At 67.1% G+C, this 14,934-nt stretch carries 14 protein-coding genes; 11 read left to right on the top strand and 3 right to left on the bottom strand.

Features of this window, described 5'->3' with window-relative positions:
* Nucleotides 1-136: 136 nt before the first annotated feature.
* From AC5P9P_RS06405 to cysS, 3 genes are read right to left on the bottom strand one after another with little or no spacing between them, the layout of a single operon-like run.
* Nucleotides 137-1,384: an MFS transporter gene (locus tag AC5P9P_RS06405; protein WP_049404644.1), complete on the bottom strand. Its 1,248-nt coding sequence runs from the start codon at nucleotides 1,382-1,384 to the stop codon at nucleotides 137-139.
* Nucleotides 1,381-1,833 carry a SufE family protein gene (locus AC5P9P_RS06400; protein WP_005410372.1) on the bottom strand — a complete coding sequence of 151 codons (453 nt, stop codon included), beginning with the start codon at nucleotides 1,831-1,833 and terminating at the stop codon, nucleotides 1,381-1,383. The genes AC5P9P_RS06405 and AC5P9P_RS06400 overlap by 4 nt, the downstream gene beginning before the upstream one ends.
* A 54-nt stretch (nucleotides 1,834-1,887) precedes the next feature.
* Nucleotides 1,888-3,264: a cysteine--tRNA ligase gene (cysS, locus tag AC5P9P_RS06395; RefSeq protein WP_495232657.1), complete on the bottom strand. Its 1,377-nt coding sequence runs from the start codon at nucleotides 3,262-3,264 to the stop codon at nucleotides 1,888-1,890.
* Between the two features lie 187 nt (nucleotides 3,265-3,451).
* On the opposite strand from cysS, the gene AC5P9P_RS06390 reads away from it, so the two are divergent.
* The 11 genes from AC5P9P_RS06390 (at nucleotide 3,452) to AC5P9P_RS06340 (ending at nucleotide 14,842) form a co-directional block, all read left to right on the top strand.
* On the top strand, nucleotides 3,452-4,015 hold the full coding sequence (locus AC5P9P_RS06390) for a glycine zipper 2TM domain-containing protein (RefSeq protein ID WP_024958440.1): 564 nt from the start codon (nucleotides 3,452-3,454) through the stop codon (nucleotides 4,013-4,015).
* Nucleotides 4,016-4,349: 334 nt separating this feature from the next.
* Nucleotides 4,350-5,360, top strand: a complete 1,011-nt coding sequence (locus tag AC5P9P_RS06385) for an N-acetylornithine carbamoyltransferase (protein WP_005410369.1) — start codon at nucleotides 4,350-4,352, stop codon at nucleotides 5,358-5,360.
* Between the two features lie 119 nt (nucleotides 5,361-5,479).
* A complete protein-coding gene (locus AC5P9P_RS06380; protein ID WP_111108399.1) occupies nucleotides 5,480-6,676 on the top strand; it encodes an argininosuccinate synthase in 1,197 nt (398 codons plus the stop codon).
* 151 nt (nucleotides 6,677-6,827) lie between these two features.
* A complete protein-coding gene (locus AC5P9P_RS06375) occupies nucleotides 6,828-7,916 on the top strand; it encodes an acetylornithine deacetylase (protein WP_111108400.1) in 1,089 nt (362 codons plus the stop codon).
* A 25-nt stretch (nucleotides 7,917-7,941) separates the two neighbouring features.
* Nucleotides 7,942-9,270: an acetylglutamate kinase gene (locus AC5P9P_RS06370; RefSeq protein WP_495232656.1), complete on the top strand. Its 1,329-nt coding sequence runs from the start codon at nucleotides 7,942-7,944 to the stop codon at nucleotides 9,268-9,270.
* 3 nt (nucleotides 9,271-9,273) lie between these two features.
* Nucleotides 9,274-9,876 (top strand): GNAT family N-acetyltransferase, encoded by a 603-nt coding sequence (locus AC5P9P_RS06365; RefSeq protein WP_495232655.1) that lies wholly within the window; start codon nucleotides 9,274-9,276, stop codon nucleotides 9,874-9,876.
* Entirely contained in the window at nucleotides 9,873-10,826 is a 954-nt protein-coding gene (gene argC / locus AC5P9P_RS06360; RefSeq protein WP_049404651.1) for an N-acetyl-gamma-glutamyl-phosphate reductase, read from the top strand. The genes AC5P9P_RS06365 and argC overlap by 4 nt, the downstream gene beginning before the upstream one ends.
* A gap of 20 nt (nucleotides 10,827-10,846) precedes the next feature.
* Nucleotides 10,847-12,142 carry an argininosuccinate lyase gene (gene argH / locus AC5P9P_RS06355; protein WP_005414004.1) on the top strand — a complete coding sequence of 432 codons (1,296 nt, stop codon included), beginning with the start codon at nucleotides 10,847-10,849 and terminating at the stop codon, nucleotides 12,140-12,142.
* Nucleotides 12,142-12,405: a YciI family protein gene (locus AC5P9P_RS06350; protein ID WP_005414003.1), complete on the top strand. Its 264-nt coding sequence runs from the start codon at nucleotides 12,142-12,144 to the stop codon at nucleotides 12,403-12,405. Before argH ends, AC5P9P_RS06350 begins: the two co-directional genes overlap by 1 nt.
* Nucleotides 12,406-12,416: 11 nt before the next feature.
* Nucleotides 12,417-13,574 (top strand): glutamate 5-kinase, encoded by a 1,158-nt coding sequence (gene proB, locus AC5P9P_RS06345; RefSeq protein ID WP_049404653.1) that lies wholly within the window; start codon nucleotides 12,417-12,419, stop codon nucleotides 13,572-13,574.
* On the top strand, nucleotides 13,571-14,842 hold the full coding sequence (locus AC5P9P_RS06340) for a glutamate-5-semialdehyde dehydrogenase (protein WP_049404655.1): 1,272 nt from the start codon (nucleotides 13,571-13,573) through the stop codon (nucleotides 14,840-14,842). The genes proB and AC5P9P_RS06340 overlap by 4 nt, the downstream gene beginning before the upstream one ends.
* Nucleotides 14,843-14,934 lie beyond the last annotated feature (92 nt).

The raw sequence follows: 14,934 nt of genomic DNA, 5'->3' as shown, positions 1-14,934 counted from the left end.
TTCTTTGGTTACTTTCTTTTCGCGAAAAGAAAGTAACACCCCGCCGCGGTCGCGGAAAAGGGCCGCCGGGCATGGCCCGGCGCTACCAATGCGTCGGCGCACGTAAAGCGGCTGTCGCGGAAACGACGAGCCGACGCTACTGCAGATCACGCAAATTCAGTTTCCGCAGCGTCGGGTTCTTCCACGCGGTGATCCCGGCCACGCTCAGCACCGCAAACCCACCCAGCACCACTGCAGGCACCAGCCCCAGCAGACGGGCCATCGTGCCGGCATAGAACGCGCCCAGCTCGTTGGACGAACTGATGAAGATGCCGTTGATCGACGACACCCGTCCGCGCATTTCTTCCGGCGTGGCCAACTGCAGGATGGTCGAGCGGATCACCACCGAGACGCCATCGAAGGCCCCATAGAACAGCAGGATCAGCGCCGACAGCCAGAAGTGCTGCGACAGGCCGAAGCCGATCACGCACAGGCCGAACCCCGCCACCGCGAACAGCAACACGCGGCCGGCATTGCGGTGCAGCGGGTGGCGGGCCAGCCACAGGCCCACGAACACCGAACCGAGCGCCGGCATCGCGCGCAGGATGCCGAGGCCCTCCGGACCGTGGTGCAGGATTTCGTGCAGGAAGGCCGGCAGCATCGCCACCACGCCGCCCAGCAGCACCGAGAACATGTCCAGCGCCATCGCGCCGACCATGATCCGGTTGCCGACCACGAATCGCGCGCCTTCGGCGATGCTCTTGAAGATCGGCGCGGCCGGACCGGTGTGCACCGGCTCCTCCACTTTCAGCGTGGCCAGGCAGGCCATCGCCACCAGCGCAAAGGCCGTAGCCACCGCGTAGGACAGGCCCTTGCCGCCGAAGCCGACCAGCACGCCGCCCAGCGCCGGGCCGGCCACCATGCCGGCCTGGAACACCACGGCGCCGAGGCCAGCGCCACGCGCGAACTGGTCACGGGCCAGCACGCGGGCGAACAGTGCGTTGTAGATTGGCGACAGGAAGGCGCGGACCATGCCGGTCAGGGCGATGGCCGCATAGATCGGCCACACGCCCTCGAACGGCAGCCAACCCGTCGCAACGCTGGTCAGCACCAGCGCCGTGGCGATCAGCCCGGAACAGGCGACCATGCCCAGCCGACGGCGCGGCAGGTGGTCGACCAGATAGCCGGCGAACGGCGCCACGCAGAAGAACGGCAGCACCTCGGCCAGGCCGACCAGGCCCAGCGAGAACGGATTGCGGGTGACTTCGTAGATGTGCCAGCCGACGGTGACCGCCACCACCTGGTAAGACAGCATCGCGAAGATGCGGTAGGCCAGCAGCTTGGCGAAACCGGGCCGGGACAGCAGGCCCAGCGCGGTGTCTTCGGCTGTGGCAGGCTCGCTCACGACGGGTCGCGCTGCAGCTGGGCCTGCGCGGTCTCGCGGATGAAGGCCAGCATCGCCGCCACGCCGTTGCTGCGGGTGGGGGAGAGGTGACGGGCCAGGCCGATGTCCTGGATGTAGCTGGGCTCGGTGTCCAGGATTTCCTGTGCCGAGCGCCCGGAGTACACGCGCAGGGCCAGGAAGATCAGGCCGGAAACGATGGCCGAATCACTGATGGCATGGAAGCGTAGCGACTGCGCGTTGCCTTCCGGCACGATCCAGACCATCGACTGGCAGCCGAGCAGGCGGTGCTCTTCGGTCTTCCATTCGTCCGGGAAGGCGGGCAGCTTGCGGCCGAGGTCGATCAGGTACTGGTAGCGCTCGGACCAGTCGCCGAAGAAGCCGAATTCCTCGGCGATGGCGGTCTGGGCCTCGGCGGCGGTAGGTTCAAGCGGGAACGGGGAGTCGGTCACAACAGTCTCTACAGTGGGGGCGTGGCCGGCGGGCCGGCCACGGGGCAGGGCAGGTCAGCCGCGCTTGCGCGACCAGCGCACGCCCTGCGGGGTGTCTTCCAGCACGATGCCTTCGGCGGCCAGCTGGTCGCGGATGGCATCGGAACGGGCGAAATCACGCGCCTTCTTGGCCGCAGCACGCTCGTCGATCAGGCCCTGGATGCGGGCATCGTCGCCGTCATCGCCCGCAGCGGTACCGAACCACTTCGCCGGATCGGCCTGCAGCAGGCCCAGCGCCAGGCCGGCGCCGAGCAGCTCGCCCTTCAGCCGTGCCTGTTCGGCCGGGTCGGTGGCGCGGCGTGCATCGGCGGCGATGCGGGCCACTTCGGCCAGCGCCTGCGGGGTGTTCAGGTCGTCATCCAGGGTCGCCTCGACGCTGGCCGGGATCACCGCGCTGGCTTCGATCGACGCCAGCTCGCGCAGCGTGCCGTACAGGCGGTCCAGGGTGCGCACCGACTGCTCGATCAGGCCATCGGACCAGTCCAGCGGCTGCCGGTAATGGGCCGACAGCAGGGCCAGACGCAGCGCTTCCGGCGGATGCTGGCGCACCAGGTCGTGTACGCGCTCGATGTTGCCCAGCGACTTGCTCATCTTGGCGCCGCCGAAGTTGAGCATGCCGTTGTGCAGCCAGTAGCGGGCAAAGATCCTGCCGCCATGCGCGCATTCGCTCTGCGCGATCTCGTTCTCGTGGTGCGGGAACTGCAGGTCGACACCGCCGGCATGGATGTCGATGGTCTCGCCCAGATGGGCGGCCGCCATCGCCGAGCATTCGATGTGCCAGCCCGGGCGGCCGCGGCCCCAGGGCGATTCCCAGCCGGGCAGGTCGTCGCTGGACGGCTTCCACAGCACGAAATCGCCCGGATCACGCTTGTAGGGGGCGACATCGACGCGGGCGCCGGCCAGCATCTCTTCCGGATCGCGTCGCGAGAGCTTGCCGTAGCCGTCGAAGCTGGCCACCGCGAACAGCACGTGGCCTTCGGCGGCATAGGCATGACCATTGGCGATCAGCTGCTCGATCATGGTGATGATCTGCGGCATGTGCGCAGTCACTTCCGGCTCGATGTCCGGCGGCACCACGCCCAGCGCGGCCATGTCTTCACGGTAGGCGGCGGCGAACCTGTCGGTGATGGTGCTGATCGGCACCCCCTGCTCGCGTGCAGCGGTGTTGATCTTGTCGTCCACGTCGGTGATGTTGCGCGCGTAGCGCAGGCCACCGAAACGCCGCCGCAGCAGATCGGCCAGCACCCCGAACACCACCGGGCCACGGGCGTTGCCGATGTGCACGTAGTTGTAGACCGTGGGGCCGCACACATACAGGGTCGGACAGGCCGGATCGAGCGGGGTGAACGGTTCGAGCTGGCGAGTCAGGTTGTTGTGCAGGCGCAGGGTCATGGGGCTGTGGCTGGGGGACAAGCCCGTGATTTTAGAACGTGTCGGCCCGCTTTGGGGCGCCGATTGCCACCGGTGGACGCCGGCTCCCCCCAAGGTGGGGTGGGCAGGAGCGGCGTGGACGGGTAATGTTCAGCCCCTTGCGCTCGTCACTGCCTACACTATTGCCGTGTCCTTGCTCCCGTCGCCACTGAAATCCACCGCGTTGCTGACCCTGGCCTGCCTGTCGGCGACGGCCGCCGTGGCCCAGGCGCAGGAAGCCGAGCCGCGCAACCGGGTGGTGATCGTCGAGAACGTGAAGTTCGACTATGCGCAGGTGCTGAACGTCGAGCCGGTGTTCCAGACCCTGCGCGCGACCCGCACCGAGGAGCATTGCGAGCCGATCTCGACCCGCACCCTGGCCCCGGTCAACGTCACCGGTGAAGAGCCGGTCGAGGACAAGGGCCGGATCAGCCGCTTCTGGGACTCGGTGCGCTCGATGTTCAAGCGCAGCGATGAAGAGGTCTCCGAGGAGACCGCCGCCGAGACGCCCGCCCCGGCACCGGCCAACAACGGCCCGATGCTGACCCGCGACTGCCGCATCGTGCCGGTCGGGCGTGAATTCCGCCGGCCGATCGCCTATGACGTGGATTACGTCTACAAGGGCACCAAGTACCGGTCGCGCCTGCCGGAAGACCCCGGCAACCGGCTGAAGATCCGGGTTTCGATCACCCCTTGGGTCGGCCCCGAGCAGGGCGCCGCCGGTAATCCCTGATTCTGCGACCCCGGCCCCTTGCGTCGGCCCCGGCCGCATGCAAAGATTGGCGGCCATGAAGCTCACCGACTTCCAGCACGACAGCAGCGCAGCCCGACAGGCGTCGGGCATGACCTCGCGTGCGCGTCGACCGGAACCCCACATCCTCGCTGGGTAACCGGAGCTTTCTGCTGTTCGTCCGAAAAAAACCCAGCCCGCCGGCTGGGTTTTTTCGTTTCCGCGCTTAAAAAATGCATGTGCTGAAAGCTGCAACTGCAACCTTTTCGATCCACCTTTGCTTCCTGCTTTTCCCTTCCACCGCGTCGAACCCGGCGCCGCCACGCAAGGAAAGATGATGTCCCCCAAGCACTTCCTGAACACCCAGGACTGGAGCCGCAGCGATCTTGACGCGCTGCTGACCCAGGCCGCGCTGTTCAAGCGCAACAAGCTCGGCGACCAGCTCAAGGGCAAGTCGATCGCGCTGGTGTTCTTCAACCCCTCCATGCGCACCCGCACCAGCTTTGAACTGGGCGCGTTCCAGCTCGGCGCCCACGCGGTGGTGCTGCAACCGGGCAAGGATGCGTGGCCGATCGAGTTCAACCTCGGCACGGTGATGGACGGCGATACCGAAGAACACATTGCGGAAGTGGCCAAGGTGCTGGGCCGTTACTGCGACATCATCGCCGTGCGTGCGTTCCCCAAGTTCATCGACTGGGCCTACGACCGCCAGGACATCGTCCTCAACAGCTTCGCCAAGTATTCGCCGGTGCCGGTCATCAACATGGAGACCATCACCCACCCGTGCCAGGAGCTGGCCCACGTCATGGCCCTGCAGGAGCACTTCGGCACCCAGGATCTGCGTGGCAAGAAGTATGTGCTGACCTGGACCTACCACCCCAAGCCGCTGAACACCGCCGTGGCCAACTCGGCACTGACCATCGCCACCCGCATGGGCATGGACGTGACCCTGCTGTGCCCGACCGCCGACTACATCCTCGACGATCGCTACATGGGCTGGGCCGAGCAGAACGTGGCCGAGAGCGGCGGTTCGCTGAAGATCAGCCATGACATCGACAGCGCCTACGCCGGCGCCGACGTGGTCTACGCCAAGAGCTGGGGCGCGCTGCCGTTCTTCGGCAACTGGGAGCCGGAGAAGCCGATCCGCGACCAGTTCAAGCACTTCATCGTGGACGAGCGGAAGATGGCACTGACCAACAACGGTGTGTTCAGCCACTGCCTGCCGCTGCGCCGGAACGTGAAGGCCACCGACGCGGTGATGGATTCGCCGCAGTGCATCGCCATCAACGAAGCCGAGAACCGCCTGCACGTGCAGAAGGCGATCATGGCGGCCGTTGCCGGGCGCTAGATCGAACAAGGGGTAGAGCCGACCGTTGGTCGGCTGCTCCCGCAGCGGCGCACCCATCATTCCAGCCGACCAACGGTCGGCTCTACCGAATTCCCATCCCCCAAGTGGACCTGACTCCCATGAGCAACAAAGACGTCGTTCTCGCCTTCTCCGGCGGCCTGGATACCAGCTTCTGCGTGCCGTACCTGCAGGAGCGCGGCTACAACGTGCACACCGTGTTCGCCGACACCGGCGGCGTGGATGATGAAGAGCGCGATTTCATCGAAAAGCGCGCCGCCGAACTGGGCGTGGCCAGCCACGTCACCGTCAACGGTGGCCCGGCCATCTGGGAAGGCTTCGTCAAGCCGTTCGTGTGGGCCGGCGAAGGCTACCAGGGCCAGTACCCGCTGCTGGTCTCGGACCGCTACCTGATCGTCGATGCCGCGCTGAAGCGTGCCGCCGAACTGGGCACCAACATCATCGCCCACGGCTGCACCGGCATGGGCAACGACCAGGTCCGCTTCGACCTGGCCGTGAAGGCGCTGGGTGACTACCAGATCATCGCGCCGATCCGCGAGATCCAGAAGGAACACACCCAGACCCGCGCCTACGAGCAGAAGTACCTGGAAGAGCGCGGCTTCGGCGTGCGCGCCAAGCAGCAGGCCTACACCATCAACGAGAACCTGCTGGGCCTGACCATGTCCGGCGGCGAGATCGACCGTTGGGAAGCCCCGGGCGAGGGCGCCCGTGGCTGGTGCGCACCGCGCAGCGAGTGGCCGGAGCAGGCGATGACCGTCACCCTGAAGTTCGTTGAAGGCGAAGCCGTTGAACTGAACGGCAAGGCGCTGCCGGGCGACCAGATCCTGGCCCAGCTCAACAAGCTGTTCGCCCCGTACGGCGTCGGTCGCGGCGTGTACACCGGCGACACCGTGATCGGCCTGAAGGGCCGCATCGTGTTCGAGGCCCCGGGCCTGGTTTCGCTGCTGGCCGCACACCGCGCGCTGGAAGATGCGGTGCTGACCAAGCAGCAGAACCGCTTCAAGCCGGACGTGGCGCGCAAGTGGGTGGAGCTGGTGTACGAAGGCTTCTACCACGATCCGCTGAAGACCGACATCGAAGCCTTCCTGAAGTCCTCGCAGGCCAAGGTGAACGGTGAAGTGGTGCTGGAAACGCGCGGTGGCCGCGTCGATGCAGTGGCGGTGAAGTCGCCGCACCTGCTCAACACCAAGGGTGCCACCTACGCGCAGTCGGCCGACTGGGGCGTGGAAGAGGCGGAGGGCTTCATCAAGCTGTTCGGCATGAGCTCCACTGTCTATGCGCAGGTCAATCGTGGTTGACCTGTGACGGGGTGCCGGCCGCTGGCCGGCGCCTCGCAACGTCGATGGAGGGTAGTGCCGGCCGCTGGCCGGCTCGTGGCACGGCTGGATCATTGCGGAGCCGGCCAGCGGCCGGCACTACCGATTTCGAACCCTACGGATATTCAGACACATGCTTGAACAGACGCTCGATCACCTGCAGGCCCTGGTGTCTTTCGACACCCGCAACCCGCCGCGTGCGATCACCACCGGTGGCATCTTCGATTACCTGCGCGCGAACCTGCCCGGCTTCAACGTCGAGGTGATCGACCATGGCGCGGGCGCGGTCAGCCTGTACGCCGTGCGTGGTACGCCGAAGTACCTGTTCAACGTGCACCTGGATACGGTGCCGGACTCGCCGCACTGGAGTGCCGACCCGCATGTGATGCGGCGCCTGGACGACCGGGTGATCGGCCTGGGCGTGTGTGACATCAAGGGCGCGGCCGCTGCACTGGTGGCTGCGGCCAATGCCAGCGATGGTGATGCCGCGTTCCTGTTCTCCAGCGATGAAGAAGCCAACGATCCGCGCTGCATCGCCGCGTTCCTGGCCCGCGGCATTCCGTACGAAGCGGTGCTGGTGGCCGAGCCGACCATGAGCGAAGCGGTGCTGGCGCATCGCGGCATCAGCTCGGTGCTGATGCAGTTCGCCGGTCGTGCAGGGCACGCCTCGGGCAAGCAGGATGCGGCTGCCAGCGCGCTGCACCAAACGATGCGCTGGGGCAATCGCGCGCTGGACCATGTGGAATCGCTGGCTTCGGCGCGCTTCGGTGGGCTGACGGGCCTGCGCTTCAACATCGGCCGCGTCGAAGGCGGGATCAAGGCCAACATGATCGCGCCCGCTGCCGAAGTGCGCTTCGGCTTCCGGCCGCTGCCGTCGATGAACATCGACGCGTTGCTGGCCACCTTCGCCGGTTTCGCCGAGCCGGAAGCGGCGGTATTCACCGAAACCTTCCGTGGCCCCAGCCTGCCGGCCGGCGACATCGCCGAAGCCGAGAACCGCCGCCTGCTGGCACGTGACGTAGCCGATGCGCTGGAACTGCCGATCGGCAACGCAGTGGACTTCTGGACCGAGGCCTCGCTGTTCTCGGCCGGCGGTTACACCACGCTGGTGTTCGGCCCGGGTGACATCGCCCAGGCCCACACCGCCGATGAGTTCGTGACGCTGGAGCAGTTGCAGCGCTACACCGACGCCGTGCACCGCATCATCGCCGCCGGCGCCTGATTCTTCCCTTTCCGACGAAACCGAAATGTCTCCTGCCCTCCAGCCCCATCGCCAGACCCGCCAGACCATCGTGCGCCTGCTTTCCAGCATGGCCAGCGCGAAGGAGATCAGCCAGTACCTCAAGCGCTTCTCGCAGCTGGATGCCAAGCGCTTCGCCGTGGTCAAGGTCGGCGGCGCGGTGCTGCGCGACGACCTCGACGCGCTGACCTCTTCGCTGTCGTTCCTGCAGGAAGTCGGGCTGACCCCGATCGTGCTGCACGGCGCCGGCCCGCAGCTGGATGCCGAACTGTCGGCCGCCGGCATCGAGAAGCAGACCGTGAACGGCCTGCGCGTGACCTCGCCGGAAGCGCTGGCAATCGTGCGCCGGGTGTTCCAGCAGTCCAACCTGCGGCTGGTCGAGGCGCTGCAGCAGAACGGCGCGCGCGCCACCTCGATCACCGGCGGCGTGTTCGAAGCCGAGTACCTGGATGTGGATACCTACGGCCTGGTCGGCGAGGTGAAGAAGGTCAACCTGGCACCGATCGAGGCCAGCCTGCGCGCCGGCTCGATCCCGGTCATCACCAGCCTGGGCGAGACCGCCGGCGGCCAGATCCTCAACGTCAACGCCGACTTCGCCGCCAACGAGCTGGTGCAGGAACTGCAGCCGTACAAGATCATCTTCCTGACCGGCACGGGCGGCCTGCTGGACGAGGCGGGCAACGTGATCGATTCGATCAACCTGTCCACCGAGTACGACCACCTGATCGCGCAGCCGTGGATCCACGGCGGCATGAAGGTGAAGATCGAACAGATCAAGGATCTGCTCGACCGCCTGCCGCTGGAATCGTCGGTGTCGATCACGCGCCCGGCCGACCTGGCCAAGGAACTGTTCACCCACAAGGGTTCGGGCACGCTGGTGCGCAAGGGTGAAAAGGTGCTGCGCGCCACCGCCTGGAACGAACTGAACCTGCCGCGCCTGAAGGGCCTGATCGAATCCAGCTTCGGCCGCGCGCTGGTGCCGGACTATTTCGAGAAGACCAAGCTGTTGCGTGCCTACGTCAGCGAGAACTACCGCACCGCGGTCATCCTCACCGACGAGGCAGAGGGCGTGTACCTGGACAAGTTCGCCGTGCTCGACGACGCGCAGGGCGAGGGCCTGGGCCGTGCGGTCTGGAACGTGATGCTGGAAGAGACGCCGCAGCTGTTCTGGCGCTCGCGCCATGGCAACCCGATCAATCACTTCTACTACGCCGAATCCGACGGCTGCTACAAGCAGGACCACTGGAAGGTATTCTGGTTCGGTGCCGATGGCATCGACCGGATCAAGACCTATGTCGATCATTGCGCGCAGCGCACCCCGAGCCTGCAGGGCTGAGCAATGAGCAACCTCGATGCCTGGAACACGGTTCCCACCCTGCGCGGCCAGCACGTAACCCTGCAGGCGCTGCAGATGGAACACGTGCCCGGCCTGCGCGATGCGCTTGAAGGCAGCGGCCTGGACCAGCTCTGGTACACCCAGGTGCCGTCGCCGGAACAGGCCGAGACCTATGTGCGGGCCGCGCTGCAGGCGCAGAGCGAAGGCAAGGTGCTGCCGTTCGTGATCCGTGATGCGGCTGGCGGAATCGTTGGCAGTACCCGTTTCTATGACATGGATGCCGGTGTGCCGAAACTCAGCCTCGGCTACACCTGGTACACGCCGCGCGTGCAGCGCACCGGTGCCAATACCGAAGCCAAGCTGTTGTTGCTGCAGCACGCCTTTGAAACGATGGGTTGCATCAGCGTGGTGCTGGAAACCAGCTGGTTCAACGCCACTTCACGCAGCGCCATTGCCCGCCTCGGCGCCAAGCAGGATGGCGTGCTGCGCAACCACAAGCGGCACGCCGACGGCACGCCGCGCGACACCGTCATCTTCTCCATCATCGACGCGGAATGGCAGGGCGTGAAGCGCCACCTGCAGTACCGCCTGGACAGTCACGCATGAACGATTCGACCTTCACCCTTGGCATCGTCGGTGCCCGCGGCCATACCGGCGCCGAGCTGATCAAGCTGGTGGCCGCCCATCCGCGGCTGAAACTGACTTTCGTCTCTTCGCGCGAGCGCGCCGGGCAGCGCCTGTCCGACCATCACCCGGAATTCCAGGGCGAGCTGCAGTACGAAAACCTGGACGCCGATGCAGTGGCGGCCAAGGGCGTGGACGCGGTGATCCTGGCCCTGCCCAATGGCCTGGCCGCACCGTTCGTGGCTGCGCTGGAAGCGGCGAAGCCGGACACCGTCATCGTCGATCTCTCGGCCGACTATCGCTTCGACAACAGCTGGTACTACGGCCTGCCGGAGCTGACCCGCGGCCGCTACAACGGCCAGAAGCACATCAGCAACCCGGGCTGCTATGCCACGGCGATGCAGCTGGCGGTGCATCCGCTGCTGGACCTGCTGGCCGGCCCGCCGCAGTGCTTCGGTGTCTCCGGCTACTCCGGTGCCGGTACCACGCCGTCGGACAAGAACAACGTTGAACTGCTGGCCGACAACCTGATGCCCTACGCGCTGACCAACCACGTGCACGAGCGCGAAGTGTCGGTGCAGCTGGGTGTGGCCGTCGAGTTCATGCCGCACGTCGCCCCGCATTTCCGTGGCATCACGCTTACCGCCAACCTGTGGTTGAACCGGGTGCAGACCCGCGAGCAGATCGTCGAGTGCTTCCAGCAGGCCTATGCCGGTGAACCGCTGATCGAGGTGGTGGATGAGGCGCCGTGGGTCAGCCGCATTGCCGGTCGCCACGGTGCCCAGGTCGGAGGCTTCACCCTGGCCCCGGGCGGCAAGCGCGTGGTGGTGGTGGCGACCCTGGACAACCTGCTCAAGGGCGCGGCCACCCAGGCCATGCAGAACCTCAACCTCGCGCTGGGCATCGACGAACTGATGTCCATCCCGCACTGAACACGCCTTCCGGAGCCCCCATGGCAGACCTTCTTTGGCAGAAGCCCGGCGTCGCTGTCGACGCCCAGATCCAGACCTTCCTCGCCGGCGACGACGTGATCCTCGACCGCGAGTTCTTCCTGCACGACATCGCCGCCAGCGCCGCGCACGCGCAGGGCCTGCAGCACATCGGCATCCTCAGTGCCGACGAGCTGGACGGCCTGCTGCGCGAACTGGAGGTGCTGGCGCAGGACTTCCGCGAAGGCCGCTTCGTGCTCGATACCCAGTATGAGGATGGCCACTCGGCGATCGAAGCGCGCCTGACCGAACGCCTCGGCGATGCCGGCCGCAAGATCCACACCGGCCGCAGCCGCAACGACCAGATCCTCGTCGCCACCCGCCTCTGGCTGAAGGAGAAGCTGCAGCGCGTGGCACAGCTCAGCGCCGAAGTGGCCAAGGTCGCGCTGGACCGCGCACAGGCCGAGAAGGACCTGCCGATTCCCGGCTACACCCACATCCAGCGCGCCGTAGTGTCCTCGGCCGGCATGTGGTGGGCGGGCTGGGCCGAGGCCTTCATCGACAATGCCATCCGCGCGCGTGACACCCATGCGCTGGTCGATGCCAATCCGCTGGGCACGGCTGCCGGCTACGGCGTGAACCTGCCGCTGGACCGCGAACACACCACGGCCGCGCTCGGTTTCGCGCGCATGCAGATCTCGCCGATCTACGCACAGCTGTCGCGCGGCAAGTTCGAGCTGGCCGCACTGGAAGCGCTCGGCGGTGCCACGCTGGACCTGCGCCGCATCGCCTGGGACCTGTCGCTGTTCACCAGCGCCGAGTTCGGCTTCGTCGCGCTGCCGGCGCAGTACACCACCGGCAGTTCGATCATGCCCAACAAGCGCAACCCGGACGTGATCGAGCTGATGCGTGCGACCCACGCCAGCGTCGCCGCAGCGCGCACCGAGATCGAGCAGCTGCTGTCGCTGCCGTCGGGCTACCACCGCGACCTGCAGTCGTCCAAGGGTGCCATCTTCCACGGCTTCGGCCGTGGCCTGGCCGCGCTGGAGCTGCTGCCGGCGCTGCTGGCCAATCTGGAATGGCGTGACGACAAGCTGCGTGCGGCCATCGATTCGGGCATGTATGCCACCGACGTGGCGGTGGAAGCGGCCGTGGCCGGCGTGCCGTTCCGTGAGGCCTACAAGGCCGCTGCGGCCGGTGCCGACAGTGCAGGGCAGGGGCGTACCCCGGAAGGCAGCCTCGCCGCGCGCGTGTCGCCGGGTTCGGCCGCCGACCTGCGCCTGGACGAACTGCGCGCGCGCTGGCAGGCGCTGTCCTGATGGCGGGCACTGTCTACCTGGTGATGGCGATGCGCCGGCCGGACTTCAACGATGCAGCAGTGCAGCCGCACCGCGATTTCCTCGATGCGTTGCAGGCGCAGGGCAAGCTGCAGCTGACCGGTGGTTTCGCCGACGGCAGTGGTGGCGCCTATGTGCTGTGCAACGTGGACAGCCTGGCGCAGGCGCAGGCCATCGTTGCCACCGATCCGCTGGTGACGATGCAGGCCTCCGAGCTGACCGTGCACGAATGGAACACCCGCTGAGACACTGACCGATGATCCAGCACGCTGCCAACGTCGCCTCGCCGTTCCCCGAACAAGCGCTGCCGCCATGGCGGCGTGCGGTGCTGAAGGTCGGCAGCAGCCTGCTGGCAGCCGATGGCGGCGGCCTGTCACCACGCCACGCGCTGGGCCTGGCCCAGTTCGTCTCGGCCAATGTCCTGGCCGGGCGCGAGGTGGTGATCGTGTCTTCCGGCGCGGTCGCTGCCGGGCGCGCGATCCTGCCGCGGGCCGATGAGCCTGGCGCGGCGATGGCGGCGCGGCAGGCGCTGGCTGCGCTCGGCCAGGCCCAGCTGATCGGGCTCTGGCAGCGCTTCTTCGAGCGCCCGGTGGCGCAGGTGCTGCTGACCCATGACGACCTGCGCAACCGCCGCCGCTACCTCAACGCACGCGCCACGCTCAACGAACTGCTGCGGCTGGGCGCGTTGCCGGTGGTCAACGAGAACGACACCGTGTCGGTGGACGAGCTCAAGCTTGGCGACAACGACAACCTGGCGGCGACGGTGGCGGCACTGGTCGATGCCGATGCGCTGTTCATCGCCACCGATATCGATGGCCTGTACAGCGCCGACCCGCGCGCCGTGGCCGATGCGCGGCCGCTGCACGAGGTGCCGGAACTGAGTGACGAGGTGCTGGCGATGGCCGGCGGCGCCGGCTCGGGCGCCGGTACCGGCGGCATGCGGACCAAGCTGGAAGCGGCAGCGAAGGCGGGTCGTCTCGGCATCGAAACCTATCTGTTCAATGGCCGCAGCGGTGACGTGGTGCGCGCGCTGGCCCAGGACCGCCTGTTCGGTACCCGTATCTACGCCGCGCGCAGCCGTGAGGCGGCCCGCAAGCACTGGCTGCGGCACGCGCCGCTGGTCGAGGGTGCGATCGTGATCGATGCCGGCGCGGCGCAGGCGATGCGCGAGAAGGGCGCCTCGCTGCTTCCCGGCGGCATCACCGGCGCGGAGGGCATGTTCCGCCGTGGCGACATGGTGCAGGTGTGCTGGAACGCGCCACAGGGCCGCGTCTGCGTGGCGCGCGGCGTCAGCCAGTACGCGGCCGATGATGTGCGCCGGATCGCCGGCCGCCATTCGCGCGACATCGAGGCCGTGCTGGGCTACAACTACGGTGGCAGTGTCGTCCATCGCGACGATCTGGTGCTGCCATGACCGGTTTGAAGGACTCCCCGATGAGTGAAATCGAAGCGCAGGCGCGTGCCTGCCGTGACGCGGCCCAGATCGTTGCCGGCCTCGACAGTGCGGCGCGCCGCACGCTGCTGCTGGCAATGGCCCAGGCACTGGAAGTGAATGCCGGGCTGATCCTGGCCGGTAATGCGCGCGACCTTGCCGCTGCGCGCGAGAAAGGCATTGGCAGTGCCATGCTCGACCGCCTGGCGCTGGACCCGGCACGCCTGTTCGCGATGGCCGAAGCCGTGCGAGAGATCGCCGCGCTGCCCGATCCCGTCGGCCAGATCACCCGCGACGATGTGCGTCCAAACGGCATCCGCGTGCAGAAGGTGCGCGTGCCGCTGGGCGTGATCGTGATGATCTACGAGGCGCGCCCGAACGTGACCGCCGAAGCGGCCGCGCTGTGCCTGAAGGCGGGCAATGGCGTGATCCTGCGCGGTGGTTCCGAAGCGATCCACTCCAACACCGCCATCGCCCAGGCGCTGGCCGGCGCCCTGCAGGCCAATGGCGTACCGGCGGCGGCAGTGACCGTGCTGACCGACCTGCGCCGCGAAGCGATGCTGGAGCTGCTGCAGCTGCATGAACTGATCGATCTGGCGATTCCGCGCGGCGGCGAAGGCCTGATCCGCTTCGTTGCCGAGCATGCGCGGGTGCCGGTGATCAAGCACTACAAGGGTGTCTGCCACCTGTTCGTGGATGCCAGCGCCGACCTCGGCAAAGCCATCGATCTTCTGGTGGACGGCAAGTGCAGCCGTCCGTCGGCTTGCAACTCGCTGGAAACCCTGCTGGTGCATCGTGATGTGGCCGAAGCCTTCCTGCCGCGCGTGGCGCAGGCGCTCGGTGAGCGTGGCGTGGAGCTGCGCGCCGACACGAATGCGCAGCCGCTGCTGCCGGGCAGCACCGCCGCCAGCGAAGACGACTACGCTGCCGAGTTCCTCGACCTGGTGCTGGCCGTGCGCGTGGTTGATGACCTCGAGGCGGCCATCGCGCACATCCGTGCCTATACCTCCGACCATACCGAAGTGATCGCCACCGAAGACGCCGGCCATGCCGAGCGCTTCGTCACTGCGCTGCGCTCGGCGGTGGTGATGGTCAATGCCTCGTCGCGCTTCTCCGACGGTGGCCAGCTGGGCCTGGGCAGCGAGATCGGCATTTCCACCACGCGCCTGCATGCGTACGGCCCAATGGGCCTGGAAGCACTCACCGTCGAACGATTTGTCGTGCGCGGTGAAGGGCAGACGCGCAAGTAGATCCACGCGATGCGCGGATGCCCTTCGCGGTAGACCCCGGTACCGACCAAGGTCGGCGCCCACCAGGCCCAAGCGCCGACCAGGATCGGCAG

Source organism: Stenotrophomonas sp. YJH_SMC_14-1 (genome assembly GCF_059372275.1).
This window is presented reverse-complemented; position numbering and strand designations above follow the sequence as displayed.

Bases quoted from the DNA above. Each gene is read 5' to 3' on its own strand.
- cysS (WP_495232657.1), bottom strand. From the start codon at position 3,264: ATGACCCTGCGCCTGCACAACAACCTGACTCGCCAGCTCGAACCGTTC.
- AC5P9P_RS06385 (WP_005410369.1), top strand. From the start codon at position 4,350: ATGTCCCCCAAGCACTTCCTGAACACCCAGGACTGGAGCCGCAGCGAT.
- AC5P9P_RS06380 (WP_111108399.1), top strand. From the start codon at position 5,480: ATGAGCAACAAAGACGTCGTTCTCGCCTTCTCCGGCGGCCTGGATACC.
- AC5P9P_RS06375 (WP_111108400.1), top strand. From the start codon at position 6,828: ATGCTTGAACAGACGCTCGATCACCTGCAGGCCCTGGTGTCTTTCGAC.
- AC5P9P_RS06370 (WP_495232656.1), top strand. From the start codon at position 7,942: ATGTCTCCTGCCCTCCAGCCCCATCGCCAGACCCGCCAGACCATCGTG.
- AC5P9P_RS06365 (WP_495232655.1), top strand. From the start codon at position 9,274: ATGAGCAACCTCGATGCCTGGAACACGGTTCCCACCCTGCGCGGCCAG.
- argC (WP_049404651.1), top strand. From the start codon at position 9,873: ATGAACGATTCGACCTTCACCCTTGGCATCGTCGGTGCCCGCGGCCAT.
- argH (WP_005414004.1), top strand. From the start codon at position 10,847: ATGGCAGACCTTCTTTGGCAGAAGCCCGGCGTCGCTGTCGACGCCCAG.
- AC5P9P_RS06350 (WP_005414003.1), top strand. From the start codon at position 12,142: ATGGCGGGCACTGTCTACCTGGTGATGGCGATGCGCCGGCCGGACTTC.
- proB (WP_049404653.1), top strand. From the start codon at position 12,417: ATGATCCAGCACGCTGCCAACGTCGCCTCGCCGTTCCCCGAACAAGCG.
- AC5P9P_RS06340 (WP_049404655.1), top strand. From the start codon at position 13,571: ATGACCGGTTTGAAGGACTCCCCGATGAGTGAAATCGAAGCGCAGGCG.